Here is a 14961-nt window from a genome sequence, read left to right as displayed (position 1 = left end):
GTGCAGTTTGAATCGGGCGGCTGAAGGTCGCCTCCGATGCAGGCCCTTCCGTGGATCGGTACGAAAGAACGCTCGCAGTCCATGAACATCGCACTTACGCACCTTCAGCGGCTTGAGGCCGAATCCATCCATATTTTTCGCGAGGTGGCCGCGGCATTTGCCAAGCCGGTGATGCTCTATTCGGTCGGCAAGGATTCGTCCGTGCTCATGCACCTTGCCATGAAGGCATTCTATCCGGCCAAGCCGCCCTTTCCCTTTCTCCATGTCGACACGACCTGGAAATTCCGCGAGATGATCGCCTTTCGCGACCAGATGCAGCAAAAGCTCGGTTTCGACCTCCTGGTGCATGTCAATGAAGACGGCGTGCGTGACAACATCAATCCGTTCGAGCATGGCTCCAACACCCATACGCATGTGATGAAGACGGTGGCGCTGCGGCAGGCGCTCGACAAATACGGGTTTGACGCAGCCTTCGGCGGCGCCCGTCGCGACGAGGAGAAGTCGCGCGCCAAGGAGCGCATCTTCTCGTTCCGCAACGCCCAGCATGTCTGGGATCCGAAGAACCAGCGGCCGGAGATGTGGAAGATTTTCAACACCCGCATCGCTGCCGGTGAATCGATCAGGGTGTTCCCGTTGTCGAACTGGACCGAGCTCGACATCTGGCAGTACATTCTCCAGGAAGACATCCCGATCGTGCCACTGTATCTGGCCAAGGAGCGGCCCGTCGTCGAGCGCGACGGCATGCTCATCCTGAGGGACGACGAGCGCATGCAATTGCGGCCCGGCGAGACGGTGGAGAACCGGATGGTGCGGTTCCGCACGCTCGGCTGCTATCCGCTGACGGGCGCGATCGACTCGGAAGCCGATACTCTGGAGGCGATAGTCGGAGAAATGCTCACGGCGCGCACCTCCGAGCGGCAAGGTCGCCTGATCGACCGTGATGAAGCCGGATCGATGGAAAAGAAGAAGCGCGAGGGGTATTTCTGAGCATGCGCCATATTATGGCCAAGAGCCTCGCCCCAACGGACGGCGTCCGCGACTATCTGGCGGCGCAGGAACGAAAGTCGCTGCTGCGCTTCCTGACCTGCGGCTCGGTCGACGACGGCAAGTCGACGCTGATCGGGCGCCTGCTTTCCGACACCAAGCAGATTTTCGAGGACCAGCTGGCCACGCTCGAGCGCGATTCGCGCAAGCACGGCACCACCGGCGATGACGTCGACTTCGCGCTGCTGGTCGACGGCCTCGAGGCCGAGCGCGAGCAAGGCATTACCATCGACGTCGCCTATCGCTTCTTCGCCACGCCAAAGCGCAAGTTCATCGTCGCCGACACGCCCGGCCACGAACAATACACACGTAACATGGCGACGGGTGCATCGACGGCGGATCTCGCCATCGTGCTGATCGATGCCCGCCAGGGCGTGCTGCGTCAGACCAGGCGGCATTCGATCATTGCCTCGCTGCTTGGCATCCGCCACATTGTGCTCGCTGTAAACAAGATCGATCTTGTCGGTTTCGACGAGGCGGTTTTTAAACGGATCGTCGCGGATTACGGGCAATTCTCACGCGATCTTGGTTTCCAGTCGATCGTGCCAATTCCGATGTCGGCCCGTTATGGCGACAATGTTACCGGCCGTTCCGATAGGACGGACTGGTATTCCGGCCCGACGCTGATCGAACATCTCGAAACGGTCTCGGTGGACGAGGCCGCGGTCGAACTGCCGTTCCGGTTTCCCGTCCAATATGTGAACCGCCCCAATCTCGATTTCCGCGGTTTCGCCGGCACCATAGCCTCCGGGTCGGTTGCGCCGGGCGACGAGGTGGTCGTCGCCAAATCCGGCAAATCCTCCCGTGTCAGGCGCATCGTCTCGCATGGCGGCGATCTTCAGCAGGCTATCGCCGGCCAGGCCATCACCCTTGTCCTCGACGACGAGGTCGAAGTCTCGCGCGGCAATATGCTGGTGTCGCCGGCAGCGCGGCCGCAGGTCGCCGACCAGTTCGCCGCCAACATCGTCTGGTTCGACGAACACGCTCTGCTGCCCGGCCGCTCCTACATCCTGCGCACCGAGACCGACCAGACCAGCGCCACCGTCACCGACCTGAAATACCGCGTCAACGTCAACGACTTTGCCCATGAGGCGGCCAAGTCGCTTGAAATGAACGAAGTCGGCATCTGCAATATCTCGACGCGATCGCCGATCGCCTTCGATCCGTTTGCCGAAAACCGCACCACCGGCGCCTTCATCCTGATCGACCGCATCACCAACGCCACGGTCGGCGCCGGCATGATCTTGCATTCGCTGCGCCGCGCCGAAAACATCCACTGGCAGTCGCTCGATGTCGGCAAGCGCGCCCGCGCCGATATGAAGAACCAGCGGCCGGCCGTGTTCTGGTTCACCGGGCTTTCGGGCTCGGGCAAGTCGACGATCGCAAATCTGTTCGAAAAGAAGCTATTCGCCAGTGGGCGCCATACGTACATTCTGGATGGCGACAACGTCCGTCACGGCCTCAACCGCGATCTCGGTTTCACCGACGCCGATCGTGTCGAAAACATTCGCCGCGTCGCCGAAGTGGCACGCCTGATGGCCGACGCCGGGCTGATCGTCATCGTGTCGTTCATCTCGCCGTTCAGCGCCGAGCGGCGCATGGCGCGCGAATTGATGGCCGACGGCGAATTCGTCGAGGTGTTTGTCGACACCCCCTTCGAGGAATGCGCCAGGCGCGATCCGAAGGGCCTTTATGCGCGGGCGTTGAACGGCGAGATCAAGAATTTCACCGGCGTCGATTCACCGTATGAGGTGCCGGTAAAGCCCGAAATCCATCTCAAGACACTCGGCAGATCGGCCGAGGAGATGGTGGACGCCCTGGAACACTGGCTGAACGAGCGGGACATTGCCGAAGACCAATATGACAGCGGCGGCGGTATCTGACGACGAAGCGATGCTCGCCGTCTTCGAGCACCTTGCCTTGGCGGCGGGGCGCGAGGTGATGCGCGTCTTTCGTGCCGGCTGTGCGGTCGACAGCAAGTCGGACAGTTCGCCAGTGACGGAGGCGGATCGCGAGAGCGAAAAGATCATCCTTGCCGGGCTGCGCGCCGCATTTCCGGAGATTCCGTGCGTGGCCGAGGAAGAAGCTTCGGCCGGCATCATGGCACCGGATCTCGGCGACGCCTTTTTCCTGATCGATCCGCTCGACGGCACCAAGGAATTCGTCAACCGCCGCACCGATTTCACTGTCAATATCGCGCTGGTTCGCCATGGCGTGCCTGAGATCGGCGTCGTCTTCGCGCCTTGCACCGGCCGCTTCTTTTCCGGCCGGCCGGGCAAAGCGGAAACGATCGAGATCAATGACGACTACGAGATCGTCGATCGCCAGTCGATTTCGGCAAGGGCCGGTATTGTGCCGCTGACCGTCGTTGCCAGCCGCTCCCACAACACGCCGGAAACCGACGCCTATATCCGCGCGCTTGGCGCCGCCGAGATCGTCTCGGTCGGCTCGTCGCTGAAATTCTGCCTTGTCGCCGGCGCCGAGGCGGACGTCTATCCGCGCTTCGGCCGCACCATGGAATGGGACACTGCCGCGGGTGACGCAGTGCTACGCGCTGCCGGCGGCATGACGCGCACGCTGGATGGCGAGCCGCTCGCTTACGGCAAGCGCAACCAGAGCGATGACGAGGATTTCGCGAATCCGCATTTTATCGCCAGCGGCAAGGCTGCTCAATCCCCATAGACCTTGGTTGGGCAAACCAAAGGACCGCGTCAGACCTGACCGGCGTTCTTCGGATGCACGACCTATCCCTCCGGTAAGCGCAGTTCCAGACCGGTCTGAAAGCGCAGGTGTGACATTAACTGCTGGCCGCGATCAGAGCTTCTCGGATCGACGATCGAATAGGGAAATTGGCTGTCGGAATGTGCAGCGTGACGCGATCCGCGATGCGCTTGCCCACAGTAGCGATGATCGCCACCATGGATGGCGTCGGGAACTTCGCGCTCTCAATCCGAATTGTGTTGCTCGGGCCGTTCGGCGATAAAGAGAGTATCGGGGAGAAGCCCAAGACGCTCGAGATCGGCGGCAGGTATACGGTCTGAATTTATTCGAGCGACCGTAAAACCCACGTCCTCGATACGCTCCTTGATATCGGGTCCGTAGGCTCGCACGTGATCTGATCCGCCGAAGCGCTCGTCGCGCTCGCTCCGTGACATGGATGGCGTCGCTTCGAGCGTTTGACGATAGATAAGCGGTACTTGGATCCAGACCTGTCCTCGAGGCTTAAGGGATGACCAAACTTGCCGAAAAACATGCCGATCGTCAGGTACGTGCTCCATGACATGACACAAGACGACAATATCGAGATCGCTGGTGCCGTTCATGTTCATTAGGTCAACCTGCACGGTATCGGGGCCGTACCGTCCGGGCTCGATATCGCCTTTAATGAGGTTGCCCGCCTGAGATAGTCTCTTTGAAAGCCCCTTCTCGCTCGGCGCAATCTGGAGAATTCTAAGCGGTCCCGCCGGAAGCGCGAGAAGCTTACGGTCTAGAGCACAAATCAAAAACCGCTCACGATCCAGGGCATGACAAAGCGGGCAAATAAGCGTGTATCGCCCGAAACGGTAAAAAGCCGCCACACCGCGATCGCAGGCATTGCAGTGATGAGCCTTCCTCGTCGGGAGGAGTGTCAGGGTGAGGGCTCTCAGCCAATCTCCGTTCGAATCAAGTTTGCGTGTGACCCGCCGCGTTGTGATACGATCAGCATAGCTGCGAAAAAGAGATAGAAGTCGGCTTCCCCGAGCGTTGTTCCAAGATGGTTTCGGCATGTCGGCCTTCTAAGGTTTTTGACCCGAGGGCCGATAATTAGCGCCCCCTGATATAACGTCGAGTCAGCCGAGCAGCAGGAGATTCGCCCCGTCATGGCATCGACCGTGATATCGAGCAGACCGGCGATCTCAGCCAGCGGCTCGTCGAGCACCGGTCAAGTCCAAGCCGATCTCCAATCCCAATACAGGATCGGCAACCTCACAGATCGCGGCCACTCCCGAAAGGTATCCGGAAACGCCGTTTACCGATCAGATATGCTCGGGGTCTGTAAACAACAGGGTTACGGTCCCCATCCAGCCTGCGGCAAGCGAGGCGCAGCCGCCAACTCGGTCGGTTGGCGTGGCCGATTCCGTTGGTGACCCTTCCGGTCGACGCTCCCCGGACCTTCACACGGTGTGCTATATCCCGATACACTTGAACGGCTATACGAGCGAGTCATGGCGTTCCACACCAAGAATCCCAAGACCGACGCGCTGGCCCGCCGGGTCGCCGCGCTCAAGAGGACCGGTCTGACCGAGGCCGTCCATGCCGCGCTCAAGCATGAGCTTGAACGCGAACAGGCTAGACCGTCCCTGGTGGAGATCGGCGTCAGGTTCTGCCGTGATTTGCGAGCCCAGGGCAAGCCTTGAACACGGCAGGCCCGCCGACAAGGCGTTTCGCGACAGCCTGTACGAGAATGACTGATGTTCATCGATGCCTCGGCGCTGACGGCGCTGATGACCAACGAGGATGATGCGCGCAAACTCCTGGCCGGGACCCGGCGCGGCTGAACGGTGTTGAACCGGACTTTACTTGGCTGGCCACGATCCAGATTGGATCACGTTCAAGAACCTAAAATGCGGCGGGCTTGCTTCGGATGGTTAAGGCCAGGAGCGCCTCCGAAAGTCGTTTCTTCGCCCGCTCCACCCCGTTGTCGTCGATTGCCTCAACATCGAGGAACAAGTCGAGACCAGTCGCATGCTCGCTGATGACCTGAGGGCGCTGGGCGAGTTCACCCAGGAGGCCCTCGACTTCGTAGGGGACAACCTCCCGGCTGATCCCCTTCATGGCAATCGGGGCTAACGGACGCGCCCGGACAAGGTCGCGCACGAGCGCGTAAGTCTCATAGCTGAGGCAGATGCCGCCGGGCTCGGCAATCGACTGCAGCCGGGCCGCCAAGTTCGCCTCGGCTCCAATGATCGTGTAGTCCATCCGATCATCGGAACCGAAGTTCCCAACATTGCAATAGCCCGTGTTGATGCCCATGCGAGCTCGGAAGGGCCGTTCAACTCCGCGGTCATGCCACACCCTGTTCAACTGCTCCAGCCGACGCTGCATGTCGACAGCCATGCGCAAGCAGGCTCTCGCGTCTTCCTCGACGCCTTGTGTCTCGGGGTCTCCGAAGAACACAAGAAGCGCGTCGCCGATGAACTTGTCGACGGTGCCGCCGTGTTTGAGCGCGATCGTCGACATCTCGGTGAAGTACTCGTTGAGGAGAAGCGTCAGGTCCTCGGGCTGGAGCCGTTCCACGATCGCGGTGAAATCCTTGACGTCGGAGAAAAAGATCGTGAGCTTCTTGCGCTCGGTCGCGATGGTGACGTCCTTCTGGCCGCTGAAGATGCTTTTGTAGATTTGAGGCGAAAGATATTTGGCGATCTTCAATGAAATCGCGGCCAGAAAGTCGTTTGCCTCCGAAAGCTCCTTGTTGATGCCCTGAATCAACGCGGACTGCCGACGCTGCAGGAGAATGAACGTCAGGCCCGCCGCCGCCGCGAAACCGAAATATAGGAGCAGATACTTGAAGGTCAGCACGTTCGCAGCGATAGGCTGATTGATTGATATCTCCTGGATCCCTCGGACATCCCCTACCTTCCAGTCCGTCTTGGGGCTGTCCGGGTGTGAGTTATGGCAAGTCACGCACACTTGTCCCATTACAACAGGGGCCGCGGCGCGGACCTGCCGGTCAAACAGTGAACCCGAGACCTCGATGATCGGCTCCTTCGGGTTGGCGCGCAAAGCCAAGATTGCATTCCGCTCGAACGCATCGAGCTGGTGGGGCGCGCGACCTTTGAAAGGCAGATCCGAGACGAACCGATATTTGACCGAGCCGTCGTGAGCGCTGATGCGCTTGCCGAGTTCGATCGAGAGGGTTGCTGGAATAGGGATCGCGCCTGGCACGTCCCGGTAGTTGTGCGTCGCAGTCACAGCGCCGTTAGCTTGCAGCACGCGTCCCACGACGTCGCTGCCGTAGAATCCGCGCATTTCGTCGATGATGCGGCTGATTTCGCTGGCTTGCCTGCGCAGCATCCGTTCCGACAGGTCTCGGAGGTCGAGCCAGGCTGCGACGGGCAGACCGATAAGGCCGATGACCACTGCCGCCACCAGGAGCGGTCCCATGGTGCGCTGCTGACGCGCAATCTGTTCTCCCAGTCCAGCCATTGTGCAGGCGCCCGGCCGTCTTATTATCTGAACTATAGCTCATTCCCGGCACGGTACCAGAGTCAGTCTTGGCTCGATGAAAACACATCAGCCCTGCAACGTCGGACCGACCTTGAGCGGTTGTTGCGAAGCCCCGACCCTCACAGCGGATTTCGCATTCTGGCGCCTGACGGACAGTGAATCAGTGAAGGGATGTCGCAACGTCGGTTATGGCCCGGAATGCGCTCCGCGATAACCGCTCAGGGGTCAAAAATTCACCTCTAGCAAGGTTGAGACTTCTGCGGTCGTAGAGCGGGTCGGAAAAGAAAGCGTCCCGCAAAACGTATCCGCGCTTCGGCCGCACTATGGAAAGGGACCCTGCGGCGGGTGACGGTGCTGCGCGCTGCCGGCGGCATGACGCGCACGCTGGATAGCGCGCCGCTCGCCTGCGGTAAGCGCAACCAGAGCGACGACGAGGATTTCGCCAATTCGCATTTCATTGCCAGCGGCAACGCTGCCCCGGCCGCTTAGGCATCATGATGAACTCCAATCCCGTCCCGGCTCGTCGCCCCCCAATGACGCCGTCGCGGATGCGACGCCTGAGTGAGGCACTTGTTTTCAGCCGAACGCTCGTGGCAGGGAGTAACTATCCGGTGTGGATCGTGGCAGCGGCGCTTTCGCGTGTTAGACTGCTTGCATGGAGATCGACACCGACAAGATCGACGAAGCGGTTCTGGGCCTGCTTTGGCTGACGCTGCATGAAGAGAGGCGCGCCTTGAAGGGTTTGGATTGGAACGCTCTGGATCGCTTGCACGAGAAGGGGTTGATCGCGAATCCGGCAAACAAGGCGAAGTCAGTGGTTCTGACAGATGAAGGACTGCGGCGTGCGGAGCAGCTATTCCGAGCCGTGTTCACTCGCCCGGCGCCCTGAGCCAGAGCGCCGGACGGGCGACTACGAGCTGAAAGCGCACATGGCTGAATTTCGATAACGCGCGGCGCCTGACCGCAGGCGGGACGGCCAGTGCTCTCGCCGTGGCGGACAAATTCGTCTTCGTCACCTGCGCCAACGGGCGCATCCAGTCTGTTAAGGCAGTGGCAGAGAACACCGCAGCCGCGGCCCTCAATGTCAACGGCATTGGCGCGAAGTCCATCCGCAAAATGCTTTCTGCCGGCGAATCGGCGCTGCCCGAGCCGAGTTGCAGGCAGGCAGCGGGTCTGCGCCCGCTGCTGGTACATGGATGTTGAAGAGGCAGACTACCACAAGCAATGTGTCATCATGGCTGCGGATTTCCGAAGGCAGGTTTCTCAAGCACGAGCACATGACTACCAAGAGGCGATGTGTGAGTGCTCTTGACCTGGAACCCCTCGTCAGAAAGCGTTTCGATGAATTCGCCATCCGTTCCAGGCGGAACGCGGGCAACAACGTTCGAGGTGCGCCTCACAATATTGGAAAGCACCCTTCGCGCCTTGCCCGGGCCGATGTTGCGCTGCATGTGCTGATAGACGGCCAGCAGCAGGACGATGTCGTATTTGGGTAGAAGGATATTGCCGAGGCGCCGGCTGCCAAGATTCAGGCGATCGAACTTGGCATGCACCGGGGAGCCACTCAACAACATCTTTGCAGTCTCGATATGCGGCTTGGCAATGTCGATCCCATGGATCGAACTGGGTTTCAGCTTGGATATCTCATAGGCGACAACACCCATATTGCAGCCAACATCGAGAATGGATTTTCCGGCGTAGTCGACCTTTGCGGAGAATAGCCCGTCAAGTCTGTCGTCCCACGTTCCGGCAAAACCCCTTTTGAATCTTGACCACCACAAATCATCAGCTCCTTTGGGAAGAGCCCCCTTGAGCGCCTCCTACCACGAGAGAATTAATGGTCGATACCCTTTCAACTGGAATTGATCACATTGACGAACCAAGGCAGGGACGTGTGCGGCCGCGTCACAACCCCATCACCTTGAGTGCCGCGGGAACCGCATAGCGGCTGCCGTCATAGCGCATCCGGTAGGTCCGCTTCACAGGCTTGCCAGGATGGGACTGGCATTCGCCATTCTGGTCGGGGGAGGGATTATCGGTATTCGACCGCTCAATCGCGGTGATATCGTGATAGCCATGATGGCTCGCCGGGCTTATCGCCAGGCTGACCTGGCTGGAATGAAAGTATCCGGCGCAACTACCATCGCTATCGCCGCCAGAGCCGGCCACCACGAGGCCGTCGAGCACCACGCGTAACGTATCGCCGGTGAGAGCGTAGAGCCGCAGGTCGGTTTCAGTGAAGGGAGCGGTCAGCGAATGGTGTGCCAGTTCGATGCTCAGGCCGAAGGCGGTTACCTCAGGGGCCAGTGCATAGCGGCCGGTGTCGAATTCCACCTTCTCGATGACAATCGCGTCATCGGTCATCAGACCGGGCTGGAGCAGGCGCTGGCGCACACGCAGCGTATTCCTGTCGACGACCAGAAGCTCGATAGCGCCGACATGCAGGTGGTCGCCGTTAGCCCTGTCAATCAGCGGCACTGCGACCAACAGCAGGTCGACATCGGCGGGCCAAATCTTGCAGACCAGGCCGAATGGCGCATCGCTCTCCGGGAGCGTTGAGACGATGCTGGTATGCGGTTCAAGCGTGAACGAGGCGCCGTCGGCGCTCTTTCGGGCCTTGGGATAGGCCTGCTGCACCAGGGCGGCGGCATCGCCGCAATCGCCGGCCGCTGCCCGGGCGGGCGACAGGCTGGCGAGGGCGGCGCCGAGCAACAGGACAGGCAACACTATTCGCATGGAGTTCTCGCGTCGCAGGGCCGGGTTCGGCCAGGGCCCTTCTACGCGAGATTGGTGGCGGCGCACAGTGCCGATCCAAGGCAAGCACCTGCCCCATTTGCAGATGGATGTTCGCAAGGGCGTCCCTACGCAGGAAGAGGTGGATATGCTGGCCTATGCCACGAAAGACAACTGGGACGCCCAGCTCAGAGCATCGTGGTATTTCGCGTCAAGAGCGGCGAGGGCGCGCAAGGTGAACAGATCATGGCCTCGCTCGAGGCCGAGCAGAAGCAGAACGCGCTGGAGGGCGGCATTCATATCACCGGTAAGGCCGAGGCGCTCGAAAACCGAAATTTCAACATTCCCGTGGGTGTCGGTCCGGTTGCTGAACCTGGACTTCCCGACCGAAGATCCCGCCGTCAGCCTGAACGTTTCGGGTTATCGGGCACGGGAACGCTCTCGCTGCCCGATCGAATCCTGCCGCCCGACTCGAGCCTGAGGTCCGGTGAAGTCAACCGGCTGCGCTACGAACCCCAGATCGGCGCCGAAGCCACGGCCGAGGTTGCAAGGGCGAAGAAACGCGGAAGGCTGGCATCTGATTGACGGTCCGAAAGCGCGGTCGCGCCAGTTGTCGCACCTCACTAGGCGGTTTCGAGCCAGCTGAACCGAACCGGGATAAGTTTCCGGGTCTCGAGCTGCCCTTCCGCATCCTTGTCGATGACAGTCAGAAACTGTGCTTCTTTAGATCCCAAAGGCAGAACCAGCCGTCCCCCCGGCTTGAGTTGCTTCAGAAAAGCCGGCGGTGTCTGCTCAGCCGCCGCCGTGACCAGGATCTTGTCGAATGGGGCATGCTCGGGCCAGCCGCGAGACCCGTCTCCGACACGAATGCCGACATTGGATAGGCCTAGCTCCTGCAGGAGAGCCTCCGCACGGCTTACGAATTCCTCGATGATTTCTACGCTCCAAACCTGCCCGGCGAGTTCCGCGAGGATTGCGGTTTGATAGCCCAGGCCAGTGCCGATCTCGAGCACCGCCTCGTGCGGTTGGGGAGCAAGGAGATCGGTCATGAGAGCGACGATGAATGGCTGCGAGACGGTTTTATCGAAGCCGATCGGCAGCGGCATGTCCTGGTAGGCATAAGGTGCAACCGAGGCTGGCACGAAGAGATGCCGCGGCACTCGCCGCATCGCTGCCATCACCCGCTCATCGAGCGCCGCCTTGCCGAGTTCTTCGCTTGCAAGGTCGGTATGGATTGCAATCATCTCGACCATGTGCCTGCGTAGGACCGCGAGGTGCTCTTCGTTCATTGGCTTCATGACGGTGGGGCTTTCCTCAACCAGCTTGCTGCCGGTGAGCATTATATCCTGTTCGTCACGGTAGCGCCCGCCATCGTTTCCATTACGGGTGCCCAGGGCAAGCGTGGGTGACCGTCTTGGCAGGCTATCGCCGGCGACGACCCTGGAGATTCTGGGCGCTATATCGCCATAGCGGTGTGTCCCACATACGGCTATCTCGCGCATCAGCTTCGCCACCACCGGCCGGGACGGCGAGGCGCCGGAGCCGTGCTCCTGGTGGACGAGGCGGCAGCCAGCCGCCTTGACCTCGTCGACCTGGGCGTCGGTCGCCCGATCCTCGGTCGAGACGCGGGGATCGCCAATGGGCGGCCGATCGGGAGAACTGGACGTTGCGCGTGCATTTGGCCGGTTTTTGGGCCGTTTTTTGGGGCTTTTGTACACACAAGGAATGTGCCAGAACACGAACGTGTGAATGCGTCTGGTGAGGCCTCAACGACGCCTCGTCAGCCAACCGAGGCTTGTAATCCGTCGCTAATGCCATATCTTATGCACAAGAAATGTGTTTCTGGATATGGCAAGGGGGACAGGGATGATCCAAGCGTCGAAAGTTCCAGTTCAGAACGAACCGTTGGTGCTGTCCTATATGGATCGGGCTGGGAAGATCGCTGTCGCCCAGGTTGCGGATGGATTCGGTATGTCCAAAGGTCAGCTTGCCGAAACGGCGGGTCTTGCGCGGGAAACCCTCTATAGGGCTGAGCGTAGCCGTGCTGCAAAGACGCAAGGTCGCCTTCGTGAAATGCTTGAGATCATCAGCAGGGTGATCGACTGGGCTGGAGGCAAGGAGCAGGCGATGGCCTGGTACCGGGCCCAGCCGATACCGGCATTCGGCGGGCGGACGGCGGAAGCTCTGGTTAAGGAAGGCAAGGCCAGCGCGGTTCGCGACTACCTGGATCATGTCGCCGTTGGTGGCTTTGCTTGAGGTTTGCCGGAATTTGCTACCGCGCCCATGATCCGCGGTGGTCCTTCCAACCTATCTCAGGCGACGGAGCGGCTATTCGGGGTGCCAGGTTCAACCCGAAAGGTGTGCCTACGCTCTATCTGGCGCTCGACATCATGACGGCCGTGAAGGAGGCCAATCAGGGTTTTGCACATCGCATTGATCCCTGCGTGCTCTGCTCATACGAGATCGATTGCGATGACATTGTCGATCTGAGGATGGCGCAAGGCCAGGCCGACGCCGGGATCCGGTTCGAAGATATGGCTTGTGCCTGGATGGATTTTCTCGCCGATGGCAAACGGCCGCCCTCATGGAGCATCCATGACCGCCTCGTTGCTGAAGGCAAGTTCGGCATTCTCGTGCCCAGCTTCGCGCCAGGTGCCGACACATCCGATCAGAACCTCGTGCTATGGAGTTGGGGCGAGGTGCTCCCGCACCAGGTCAAGGTGATCGATCCGGGACGCCGGCTGCCTCGGAACCAATTATCCTGGAACTGACGCCGCAAGGGTCGGATCGAATTGCGACTCAGACCCGCCCGAGCGTGCGTTCCGCGTCATTGTAGTACTTCGAGGCCTGCTGCGGCGTGCGGTTTCGGTGAGATAGCCGGAGCGCAGGCTGTGGGCGGAGAAGGCTTGCGGATCGAGCCCGGCCTCGGCGATGCGCCGCTTCAGGATCAGATTGACGGCCTGCGGCGTCAGGGCGCGCGCTTCGAGATTGCCCCAGCGGTCGAGGCCGCGAAACACGGCGCCTTCAGTGATGCCGGCGCGTTTCAAACTGTTTTCGTAGCTGTTCCGGCCACGAGTGGCTGAGACCGCCCATGCAACACTGCTCGGAACCGTGTTTGTCGCCGCCGTCCAGGGAACATTGGCCGGCCTGATGTTCTGGTGGCTCGGCGTGCCCACCCCGGTCTTTTGGGGCCTTGTCATGGGACTTCTTGCCATCGTGCCTGTGCTCGGGGCATTTGTGATCTGGGTGCCGGCAGCGGTCTATCTCGCGCTGCAGGGGGCTTGGGCCAGCGCGGCGATATTGACGGTCTGCGGCGGCGTCGTTGTCGGCAGCATCGACAATCTGCTCTATCCGATGCTTGTCCGGAATCGGTTGCGCCTCCACACGGTGGTGGCCTTTATCGGCTCGGTCGGCGGCATTGTCTTGTTCGGAGCATCCGGCCTTGTCCTCGGCCCCGCGGTGATCGCCATCACAATCAGCCTCATCGATGTGCTGAAGAACCGATTGACTGATCAGCCCGAGTCAGCGCCGACGCGCCCTGGTGAGCTACCGCATCAGTCCGTGACGGATTGATCAAGGGCGCGAAAAGGGCGCTGGCCTTCGAGTGGTAGCGCGAAACCTGAACAACCTCTGGGCAGACATTTCAATGAAGGCAAGCACATCAGCCAGGCTGCTGTGTTGCGGCAAGCTTCCAGTCACCGCCGTTCTGCCGCGTAAAGGTCCACAGTTCGGTTGTCTCCGTCGGCCGATCGGCTTGGCCCTGAACGATCTTGCCGCTGATGCGGTCGCGGGTCACGTCGCGAGACTCATAGCGCAAAGCAGCCGTCGCGTAGTCGCGATCACCCTCCCGCCAACTTTCCGCAATATCGGCCTCCAGCAGGCTGACGTCCGATACGTCGTTCCTGACGCCCTTTTTGGCATTGTCGGCAAGTTCCTCGGACAGATAGGACACCATCTCGGGTGTCACCAACCGGCGCAATGCAGCATGGTCCTCGCGCCCGAATGCTTCCTGAACTTCCGTCAGCCGGTGCTGGAACGTTTCCAGATCGGTTTGGGTGAGAGTGATCTCATCGGAAGCATTGTCTTGGTTCGTTCCGCCATATCCTGACCCAATGCCTGGAATGGGGAACGCTGTGGTGTTGCTCGGGTCAGGCCGGGCTGCAGCGCTTCGCCCAAAGGTCCCGGTGCCTCGCGAGGCACCGGCCATAGCGGGTGCCGGGTTTTGCGCCGCCTGCGAGCGGAAAAAGCGGATCGCCAGCATGATTGCGCCGCCGATCACCAGTACTTGAAGCAAAAGACCCAACATGCCGGCCAAGCCGCCGAACCCATGGCCCAGTAGAACGCCGATCAAACCGCCGAGAAGCAGCCCACGCATCATCGATCCGCCGAGGCCGTTGAAGAAGCCCGGGCGCTGGAATGCCTGCGGCTGACGGGCCGCATTGTTCGTTGCCGCATTGGGCGTCATCGAGCGCTCGACCGGTGCGGCCGGTTGCGGCGCAACTCTGGTCGGCGGGACCGGCTGGAAAGTGCGCATGCCGCGACTGCCGAAGCTGCCGCCACGGCGCGCATCGGCGTGATCCACAGCGACCATGGAAAATGCCAGGAACAACCCCGCAAACAAAACTGCAAACCATCCCCAACGCGAAATCAGCATAGGCAAGTCCTCAAGTGACACTCTTTACGCTCATATGGGGTGCGTCGATCGAGATATCAGTGAATCGTCCGCCGAGATATTTTCGGGCGGCATGGTCGGCCGCCCGCCGGTGTTCACGACGAGAATGTCTGCCCTACCCAAGCGCGATGATCGCTGTTCGATCACGCAGGCTCCCGCACCCGGCCGACCGGCATCGGTCGCGTCAACAGCATCGGTCATGCAAGCCTCTGGTCATCGATCTCCCCGGCGATGATGCCGAGGATCTCCCGGCGAAGACTCGATTGACATACAGCTTTCCTATGCACTATCAACATATCTGGAAA

General features: G+C 60.7%; 18 protein-coding genes and 1 pseudogene. 11 read left to right on the top strand and 8 right to left on the bottom strand.

All coding sequences use genetic code 11. From position 1 onward, the window contains the following. Nucleotides 1-81 precede the first annotated feature (81 nt). Genes cysD through cysQ form a run of 3 tightly spaced genes read left to right on the top strand, consistent with a single transcriptional unit; the run spans nucleotide 82 to nucleotide 3726 of the window. Complete coding sequence (gene cysD, locus NKI29_RS08555) at nucleotides 82-987, top strand: sulfate adenylyltransferase subunit CysD (RefSeq protein ID WP_352451750.1); 906 nt, start codon at nucleotides 82-84, stop codon at nucleotides 985-987. 2 nt (nucleotides 988-989) lie between these two features. Continuing rightward, nucleotides 990-2927 carry a sulfate adenylyltransferase subunit CysN gene (cysN, locus tag NKI29_RS08550; RefSeq protein WP_352795884.1) on the top strand — a complete coding sequence of 646 codons (1938 nt, stop codon included), beginning with the start codon at nucleotides 990-992 and terminating at the stop codon, nucleotides 2925-2927. A 10-nt stretch (nucleotides 2928-2937) separates the two neighbouring features. Beyond that, nucleotides 2938-3726 carry a 3'(2'),5'-bisphosphate nucleotidase CysQ gene (cysQ, locus tag NKI29_RS08545; protein ID WP_352795986.1) on the top strand — a complete coding sequence of 263 codons (789 nt, stop codon included), beginning with the start codon at nucleotides 2938-2940 and terminating at the stop codon, nucleotides 3724-3726. A 115-nt stretch (nucleotides 3727-3841) separates the two neighbouring features. Here the strand turns inward: cysQ and NKI29_RS08540 are convergent, their stop codons facing one another. Beyond that, entirely contained in the window at nucleotides 3842-3964 is a 123-nt protein-coding gene (locus NKI29_RS08540; protein ID WP_352795883.1) for a hypothetical protein, read from the bottom strand. Nucleotides 3965-3989: 25 nt separating this feature from the next. Next, nucleotides 3990-4622, bottom strand: coding sequence for a class I SAM-dependent methyltransferase (locus tag NKI29_RS08535; protein ID WP_352795881.1), 633 nt, complete (start codon nucleotides 4620-4622; stop codon nucleotides 3990-3992). A 627-nt stretch (nucleotides 4623-5249) separates the two neighbouring features. On the opposite strand from NKI29_RS08535, the gene NKI29_RS08530 reads away from it, so the two are divergent. After that, a complete protein-coding gene (locus tag NKI29_RS08530; protein WP_352795879.1) occupies nucleotides 5250-5441 on the top strand; it encodes a type II toxin-antitoxin system VapB family antitoxin in 192 nt (63 codons plus the stop codon). 202 nt (nucleotides 5442-5643) lie between these two features. On the opposite strand, the gene NKI29_RS08525 is transcribed toward NKI29_RS08530, so the two are convergent. Continuing rightward, on the bottom strand, nucleotides 5644-7230 hold the full coding sequence (locus NKI29_RS08525) for an adenylate/guanylate cyclase domain-containing protein (protein WP_352795877.1): 1587 nt from the start codon (nucleotides 7228-7230) through the stop codon (nucleotides 5644-5646). Nucleotides 7231-7538: 308 nt separating this feature from the next. Between NKI29_RS08525 and NKI29_RS08520 the strand changes: the two are divergent. From NKI29_RS08520 to NKI29_RS08510, 3 genes and pseudogenes are all read left to right on the top strand, one after another. Further along, nucleotides 7539-7740: pseudogene (locus NKI29_RS08520) on the top strand (3'(2'),5'-bisphosphate nucleotidase CysQ); the annotation flags it as partial. 166 nt (nucleotides 7741-7906) lie between these two features. Next, a complete protein-coding gene (locus NKI29_RS08515) occupies nucleotides 7907-8140 on the top strand; it encodes a DUF6429 family protein (RefSeq protein WP_352795875.1) in 234 nt (77 codons plus the stop codon). A 101-nt stretch (nucleotides 8141-8241) separates the two neighbouring features. Then, a complete protein-coding gene (locus tag NKI29_RS08510) occupies nucleotides 8242-8454 on the top strand; it encodes a hypothetical protein (protein ID WP_352795874.1) in 213 nt (70 codons plus the stop codon). Nucleotides 8455-8483: 29 nt separating this feature from the next. Here NKI29_RS08510 and NKI29_RS08505 read toward each other — a convergent pair whose 3' ends face one another. Continuing rightward, entirely contained in the window at nucleotides 8484-9032 is a 549-nt protein-coding gene (locus NKI29_RS08505) for a class I SAM-dependent methyltransferase (RefSeq protein WP_352795873.1), read from the bottom strand. A 124-nt stretch (nucleotides 9033-9156) separates the two neighbouring features. After that, nucleotides 9157-9963 carry a PA3715 family protein gene (locus NKI29_RS08500; RefSeq protein WP_352795872.1) on the bottom strand — a complete coding sequence of 269 codons (807 nt, stop codon included), beginning with the start codon at nucleotides 9961-9963 and terminating at the stop codon, nucleotides 9157-9159. A gap of 267 nt (nucleotides 9964-10230) precedes the next feature. Here NKI29_RS08500 and NKI29_RS08495 point away from each other — a divergent pair, with 267 nt between their 5' ends. Further along, nucleotides 10231-10569, top strand: coding sequence for a hypothetical protein (locus NKI29_RS08495; protein ID WP_352795871.1), 339 nt, complete (start codon nucleotides 10231-10233; stop codon nucleotides 10567-10569). A gap of 38 nt (nucleotides 10570-10607) precedes the next feature. Here the strand turns inward: NKI29_RS08495 and NKI29_RS08490 are convergent, their stop codons facing one another. Continuing rightward, nucleotides 10608-11282, bottom strand: coding sequence for a protein-L-isoaspartate(D-aspartate) O-methyltransferase (locus tag NKI29_RS08490; protein WP_352795984.1), 675 nt, complete (start codon nucleotides 11280-11282; stop codon nucleotides 10608-10610). A gap of 568 nt (nucleotides 11283-11850) precedes the next feature. Between NKI29_RS08490 and NKI29_RS08485 the strand changes: the two genes are divergently transcribed. Then, a complete protein-coding gene (locus NKI29_RS08485; RefSeq protein ID WP_352795870.1) occupies nucleotides 11851-12240 on the top strand; it encodes an antitoxin Xre/MbcA/ParS toxin-binding domain-containing protein in 390 nt (129 codons plus the stop codon). Continuing rightward, the gene (locus NKI29_RS08480) at nucleotides 12237-12755 is read left to right on the top strand and encodes an RES family NAD+ phosphorylase (protein WP_352795868.1); all 519 of its coding nucleotides are present in this window, start codon (nucleotides 12237-12239) and stop codon (nucleotides 12753-12755) included. Before NKI29_RS08485 ends, NKI29_RS08480 begins: the two co-directional genes overlap by 4 nt. Here NKI29_RS08480 and NKI29_RS08475 read toward each other — a convergent pair. Continuing rightward, the gene (locus tag NKI29_RS08475) at nucleotides 12741-13031 is read right to left on the bottom strand and encodes a site-specific integrase (RefSeq protein ID WP_502896653.1); all 291 of its coding nucleotides are present in this window, start codon (nucleotides 13029-13031) and stop codon (nucleotides 12741-12743) included. The genes NKI29_RS08480 and NKI29_RS08475 overlap by 15 nt on opposite strands. 64 nt (nucleotides 13032-13095) lie before the next feature. Between NKI29_RS08475 and NKI29_RS08470 the strand changes: the two genes are divergently transcribed. Then, nucleotides 13096-13557, top strand: a complete 462-nt coding sequence (locus NKI29_RS08470) for an AI-2E family transporter (RefSeq protein ID WP_502896652.1) — start codon at nucleotides 13096-13098, stop codon at nucleotides 13555-13557. Between the two features lie 88 nt (nucleotides 13558-13645). Here the strand turns inward: NKI29_RS08470 and NKI29_RS08465 are convergent, their stop codons facing one another. Beyond that, nucleotides 13646-14638 (bottom strand): Tim44 domain-containing protein, encoded by a 993-nt coding sequence (locus NKI29_RS08465; RefSeq protein WP_502896651.1) that lies wholly within the window; start codon nucleotides 14636-14638, stop codon nucleotides 13646-13648. Nucleotides 14639-14961: the final 323 nt, after the last annotated feature.

This window comes from Mesorhizobium sp. M0678 (assembly GCF_040320505.1).
In the GTDB taxonomy this organism is placed as follows: Bacteria; Pseudomonadota; Alphaproteobacteria; order Rhizobiales; family Rhizobiaceae; genus Mesorhizobium.
This window is presented reverse-complemented; position numbering and strand designations above follow the sequence as displayed.

Coding starts and splice junctions, on each gene's coding strand:
- cysD (WP_352451750.1), top strand. CDS start 82: ATGAACATCGCACTTACGCACCTTCAGCGGCTTGAGGCCGAATCCATC.
- cysN (WP_352795884.1), top strand. CDS start 990: ATGCGCCATATTATGGCCAAGAGCCTCGCCCCAACGGACGGCGTCCGC.
- cysQ (WP_352795986.1), top strand. CDS start 2,938: ATGCTCGCCGTCTTCGAGCACCTTGCCTTGGCGGCGGGGCGCGAGGTG.
- NKI29_RS08540 (WP_352795883.1), bottom strand. CDS start 3,964: ATGGTGGCGATCATCGCTACTGTGGGCAAGCGCATCGCGGATCGCGTC.
- NKI29_RS08530 (WP_352795879.1), top strand. CDS start 5,250: ATGGCGTTCCACACCAAGAATCCCAAGACCGACGCGCTGGCCCGCCGG.
- NKI29_RS08525 (WP_352795877.1), bottom strand. CDS start 7,230: ATGGCTGGACTGGGAGAACAGATTGCGCGTCAGCAGCGCACCATGGGA.
- NKI29_RS08515 (WP_352795875.1), top strand. CDS start 7,907: ATGGAGATCGACACCGACAAGATCGACGAAGCGGTTCTGGGCCTGCTT.
- NKI29_RS08495 (WP_352795871.1), top strand. CDS start 10,231: ATGGCCTCGCTCGAGGCCGAGCAGAAGCAGAACGCGCTGGAGGGCGGC.
- NKI29_RS08490 (WP_352795984.1), bottom strand. CDS start 11,282: ATGAAGCCAATGAACGAAGAGCACCTCGCGGTCCTACGCAGGCACATG.
- NKI29_RS08485 (WP_352795870.1), top strand. CDS start 11,851: ATGATCCAAGCGTCGAAAGTTCCAGTTCAGAACGAACCGTTGGTGCTG.
- NKI29_RS08465 (WP_502896651.1), bottom strand. CDS start 14,638: ATGCTGATTTCGCGTTGGGGATGGTTTGCAGTTTTGTTTGCGGGGTTG.